Source organism: Streptomyces sp. SID5785, assembly GCF_009870065.1.
Lineage (GTDB): Bacteria > Actinomycetota > Actinomycetes > Streptomycetales > Streptomycetaceae > Streptomyces.
This window is the reverse complement of sequence record NZ_WWIA01001066.1, coordinates 1-5,153: the sequence shown is the minus strand read 5'-3', so window position 1 is coordinate 5,153 and position 5,153 is coordinate 1. Positions and strand designations below refer to the sequence as shown.

Below are 5,153 nucleotides of genomic sequence, written 5' to 3'. Positions count from 1 at the left end.
GTCAGCAGCCGCAGCACCGGACGCAGCAGCGCGGGGGCGGCGAGCGCGGCCGCGGCGACGAGCAGCATCGGGCGGGTGAGGTACGTCTTGCGGTGCAGCAGTTCGCCCGGGTCGCCGTGCAGCGCGGCGACGAGCGTCACGGCCGCGATGAGGAGCAGCGCCGCCGCACCGGCCCGCCGCGGCCAGGTCATGACCCGGCCGTCGGCCGCCGCCTCGCGCAGCACCTCCAGGGGCCCGGTCCGGCCGGCCCGCCAGGAGGCCGCGGCGGCACCGGCGAGCGCGACGCCGAGCCCGCTCCAGAACGCCAGGTGGTACGGCCAGACCGCCTGCCCGGTGCGGACGGCGAACCAGTCGGGGGCGAGCCCGTGCGCGACCGTCCACCGGCCCAGCCACGGCGCGGCCCGGGCGCCGAGCACACATCCGGTGGCGGCCGCCGCGGCGCCGACGAGCAGCGCCTCCGCGACCACCGCCCGCCGCAGCTGCCCCGCGGTCGTGCCGATCGTGCGCAACAGGCCGAACTCCCGGCGCCGTTGCACCACCGCGTACGCGAACGTCGACGCCACGACGAACACCGACACGAAGCCGGTGACCCCGGCGGCCGTCCCGAACAGGGCCGTCAGCGCGGTCACCGCCTCCCGGTCCCCCTCCCGCGCCGGGTCCGCCGCGCGCCGCGCGTCCCCGGTCAGCGTCTGCGCCCCGGGGTGGCGCCGCACGACCTCCCGCACGGCGCCGGGCGCCGCGTCCACCGCCAGCTGACGCAGTACGGGCGCGAGTGCGCGGGCCCGGCGGTCCGTGACGAACAGCGCCCGCTCGAACGGCCGCGGCGCCCGCGCCACCCCCACCACCGTGACCGTGCCGCGCGACGTCGCGAGCCGCTGCCCGAGCCGCGCCCCGACGCCCGCGACGACCGCCTCGGCGTCGGTGCGCGGCGCACGGCCCTGCCGCAGCGCGTACGCCCCGAGCGCCGCCGTCGACCACGGGTGCCCGGCGACCGGCTCGCCCCGCACGGCCACCGCGAACGACCGGTCCTCGACGACCGTGCCGAGCTCCCTCAACTCCCCTGCCAGCGCGGCCGGCAGCGGCCGCGGCCGGTCCAGCGTGCGCCGCTCGGTGCCGTGCGGCGTCGCGAGCCGCAGCTCGTCGGCGCCGCGCACGACGACGTCCGCCGCCGCGAACCGCGCGGGCCGCCGCTCCGGCTCCCGGCCCGTGGCGTCCAGCGCGAGACCCAGGGCGGCCGTGAGCGCCACCCCGAGCGCGACCGCGACGAAACACCCGACGAACGAGGTCCACCGCGCCCGCAGCCCCCGCCCCACCACCCTCAGCACCCTCAGCACCCCGCACCGTCGTCGGCCGTGACCCTCGTCTGCGTACCCGTTCGCGTCATGGCTCCACGACACCGCACCGGCGCCGTCCGCACAGTCACGCAGGGGTGAGACCCGGGGTAGGGCAGGCCCTACCCCGGTGCCCCCTCCTGCCCGATGGCCGCCCCGTCACCGCCTCGCCTACCGTGCACGCATGCCGCCCCCGACACCTCCGCCGCCCGCGCCGCGCCGCCTGCCGACCCCGCCCTGGCGCGCGGCCGCATACCTGGGCACCGGCGTCCTGTGCGGTGCGCTCACGCTGCTCGCGCTGCTGGTCACCGCCGTCGCGGGCGGCGTGCTCGCGCTCGTCCTCGTCGGACTGCCGCTGCTGGCCGCGGTCGCGCTCGCCGGGCTGCCCGTCGCCGCGCTGGAGCGGCGCCGGCTGCGGCTCGTCGACCCGCGCCCGGTACCACCCGACCCGCACGGCACGCCCCACGCCCCCGGCCCCTGGGGCTGGCTGCGTACCCGGGTCAGGGAGCGGGCCACCTGGCGCGAGCTCGGTCACGCCCTGCTGTTCGCGACCGTGCTGTGGCCGCTCGACGCGCTCGCCCTCGCCGTCACCCTGGTCCTGCCCGCCGCCGTGCTGGCCACCCCGCTGACCATGGCCGTCGCCGGGGACGGGCAGGAGGCCCGGGTGGTGAAGCTGTGGACGGTCACGTCCTGGCCCGGCGCCTGGGCGAGCGCACTGCTCGGGCTGCTGCTCCTCGCCCTCGGCGCCGTCCTGCTGTCCCTCGCCGGAGCGGCCCGCGCCGCCCTGGCCCGGCTGCTCCTGACGACACCCACCGCGGAACTCGACGCCCGGGTCGTGGAGTTGACCCGGTCACGGGCCCGGCTCGTCGACGCCTTCGAGGCCGAGCGCCGCCGCATCGAGCGCGACCTGCACGACGGCGCGCAGCAGCGGCTCGTCGCCCTCACCATGGCGCTCGGCCTGGCCCGCCTGGACGCACCGCCCGACGGCCCGCTCGCCGCGCAGCTCGCCCGCGCCCAGCACGAGGCCGAGCAGACCCTGTCGGAACTGCGCGCGCTCATCCACGGCATCCACCCGCAGGTCCTCACGGACTACGGTCTCGCCGCCGCGCTCACCGACGCCGCCGACCGCTCCCCCGTCCCCGTCGACGTCCGTCTCGACCTGCCCGGACGCCCGCCCCGCGCCGTCGAGTCCGCCGCCTGGTTCGTCGCGGCCGAGGCCCTCGCGAACATCGCCCGGCACAGCGGCGCCGCGCACGCCGAGATCACCGGCCGTCACGACGCGGACCGCCTCGTCCTCGTCGTACGGGACGACGGGCGCGGCGGCGCCGACCCGGCCGCGGGCACCGGTCTCACCGGACTCGCCGACCGGGTCGCCGTCCTCGGTGGCAGACTGACCCTGACCAGCCCGCCCGGCGGTCCGACCCTCCTGCGTGTGGAGCTGCCGTGCCCGCTGACCCCCGTCCCCTGCGGATAGTCCTGGCCGAGGACAGCGTCCTGCTGCGCGAGGGCCTGATCGGGCTGATCGCGCGCGGCGGCCACGAGGTGACGGCCGCCGTCGGCGACGCCCCCGCCCTGCTGCGGGCCGTCGGCGAGCACACCCCGGACCTCGTCGTGACGGACGTGCGCATGCCGCCGGACCACCAGGACGAGGGGTTGCGGGCCGCGCTGCGGCTGCGCGCCGGACAGCCGGGTCTGCCGGTGCTCGTCCTCAGCCAGTACGTGCAGCGCGCGTACGCGGCCGACCTCCTGGACTCGGGCGACGGCACCGGCGTCGGCTATCTGCTCAAGGACCGGGTCGGGCACGTCGAGGAGTTCCTCGACGCGCTCGCCTCGGTCGCGGCGGGCGGCACGGTGGTCGACCCCGAGGTCGTCCGGCAGCTGCTGCGCCGGCGCCGCGACCCGCTGGAGCGACTCACCCCGCGCGAGCGCGAGGTGCTCGCCGAGATGGCACAGGGCCGGTCGAACGCGGCGATCGCCCGGGCGCTCGTCGTCTCCGAGGCCGCCGTCGGCAAGCACATCGGCAGCATCCTGACCAAGCTCGACCTGCCGCAGGCGGGCGACACCCACCGCCGGGTGCTCGCGGTGCTGGCGTTCCTGCGGGCGTAGCTCTGGTGGCCACGTTGGTCACCACGTTGGTGAGCACGTTGGTGACCTCTTTGGCGACCACTTCGGTGAGCACTTCGGTGACCACGTTGGTGACCAACGGCACGCCATAGGTCCCTCCTCAGGCGCGTGCCCCGCCCGTACGTTGGAGGAATGTCCCCTCTTGCCCGGGTCAGCGAGGCGTACGGCCCACGCTTCGCCGAGTTCGCCTTCGAGCCCGCCTTCACGGCCGCGGTCGACCAGCACGTGTCGGAGATCCGCGACCGCCTGGAGGCGTCCGGCCCCGCCCTCGTCCCGACGGCCCCGGACGCCGGCCTCCTCGCCGACTACGCCCTGGGCTTCCTCGACGCGCTCGAGGAGACGGACTGGCGCGAACCCGTCGGGCACGACTACGCGGTGTGCCGCCTCACCGCCATCAGCTGGCTGGTGAAGCGGCACGACCTGCTCGGTGACGACGACCTGTACGGACGTCTCGCCGACTGCTGAGCCACGCACGGGGCCCGGCTGCGTACGGGAACGGCCTACTGGAACCGGTCGTCCCCGGTGCCGCCGGTCATGGGCCCGTGCCCCTCCCGCTCCTGCACCGGCTGGTTCGTCAGGGCGTCCTCGCGTCCGGCCTGGTACGCGCCGACGTTGCCGCCACGCGCCTTCATCGTCTCCTCCTCGGCCTTGTTCAGCATGCGCTCCCAGCGCTGCCGCATCGGGCCGATGAGCCCGCCGCCGACGCCGACGATCACGACACCGGCCCCGGCCGCGAGGGCCGCGTAGAGCACCGGCTGCGTGACGGACGTCGCGATACCGGCCTGGCCGAGGGCGGCGATCAGGCCGAGGGCCACGATGCAGGCCCACACGGCGGTGCCGATGGTCTTGCCGTACGAGACCGAGCTCAGGGCGTTGGTGACGATGTCCCGGACGATGTTGGCGACGGCCATGGCGACCACGATCAGCACGATCGCGACGATGCCGCGCGGGATCCAGGCGACGATGCCGTTGAGCATCGTGGAGACCGGGTTGCTCCCGAAGACGCCGAAGCCCAGCTGCAGCGTGATCAGCAGCAGGGCGTAGTACACGACCTTGCAGACGATGCCGGTGGTGTCGTACTTCGACCCTTCGAGCATCTTGGCCGCACCGGCCCGCTCGGCGAGCTTCTCCGAGCCCACCTTGCGCAGCACCCTGTCCAGCACGCGGGCGATCAGCTTCGAGACGAACCAGCCGATGGCCAGGACGACCAGGAAGCCGATCAGTTTGGGCACGAACTGGGCGACTTTCGACCAGGCGTCGTTCAGACCGCCGGTGAAGTCGACGGCGAGTGCGTTCGGGAACGGAGTCATGAGTGGTTCCTCCACTCAGTGAGGCCGGTGGGCCGGACGCGACCGACCCTCGCCGACAGGCGTGCCCCCCTCGTTTTCCTGCGTCCTACCGGGATAGCACGCCCCGCCCGAACCGGCCTCCCGGGAGACCCGTCCGCGTGACCTGCGCGGGGGCGAGCCGCCCTCATCGAACTCGGCCCGCCAGGGCTCGGGCCGCCCGGGGTTCGGGCCGCCCGGGGGTCCGGTCCACCCAGGGCTTGGCCCGCCCGGGGCTCAGGTTGTCCGGGGCCGTGGCCGCCCGGGCACTGGCCACCCCGGCTCGGGCCGTCCGCGTCGAGTCCGCTTACAGGGCCCCGGCACCCGCACCGGTGTCGGCGCCTGCACCGGCCCCGGCACCCGCGCCGGCCCC

General features: G+C 76.0%; 5 protein-coding genes. 3 read left to right on the top strand and 2 right to left on the bottom strand.

What is annotated here, in order from left to right; translation table 11 throughout:
• A partial coding sequence (locus tag GTW43_RS34545; protein ID WP_161305918.1) for an FtsX-like permease family protein occupies positions 1-1,325 on the bottom strand: 1,325 nt, incomplete at its 3' end.
• A 190-nt stretch (positions 1,326-1,515) separates the two neighbouring features.
• Between GTW43_RS34545 and GTW43_RS34540 the strand changes: the two genes are divergently transcribed.
• From GTW43_RS34540 to GTW43_RS34530, 3 genes are all read left to right on the top strand, one after another.
• Positions 1,516-2,805: a sensor domain-containing protein gene (locus GTW43_RS34540; protein WP_161305917.1), complete on the top strand. Its 1,290-nt coding sequence runs from the start codon at positions 1,516-1,518 to the stop codon at positions 2,803-2,805.
• Entirely contained in the window at positions 2,775-3,437 is a 663-nt protein-coding gene (locus GTW43_RS34535; RefSeq protein WP_343246206.1) for a response regulator transcription factor, read from the top strand. The genes GTW43_RS34540 and GTW43_RS34535 overlap by 31 nt, the downstream gene beginning before the upstream one ends.
• Before the next feature lie 150 nt (positions 3,438-3,587).
• Positions 3,588-3,920, top strand: coding sequence for a DUF6401 family natural product biosynthesis protein (locus tag GTW43_RS34530; RefSeq protein ID WP_161305916.1), 333 nt, complete (start codon positions 3,588-3,590; stop codon positions 3,918-3,920).
• A 35-nt stretch (positions 3,921-3,955) separates the two neighbouring features.
• Here the strand turns inward: GTW43_RS34530 and GTW43_RS34525 are convergent, their stop codons facing one another.
• Positions 3,956-4,765, bottom strand: coding sequence for a hypothetical protein (locus tag GTW43_RS34525; protein WP_161305915.1), 810 nt, complete (start codon positions 4,763-4,765; stop codon positions 3,956-3,958).
• Positions 4,766-5,153 lie beyond the last annotated feature (388 nt).

Bases quoted from the DNA above. Each gene is read 5' to 3' on its own strand.
- GTW43_RS34540 (WP_161305917.1), top strand. From the start codon at position 1,516: ATGCCGCCCCCGACACCTCCGCCGCCCGCGCCGCGCCGCCTGCCGACC.
- GTW43_RS34530 (WP_161305916.1), top strand. From the start codon at position 3,588: ATGTCCCCTCTTGCCCGGGTCAGCGAGGCGTACGGCCCACGCTTCGCC.
- GTW43_RS34525 (WP_161305915.1), bottom strand. From the start codon at position 4,765: ATGACTCCGTTCCCGAACGCACTCGCCGTCGACTTCACCGGCGGTCTG.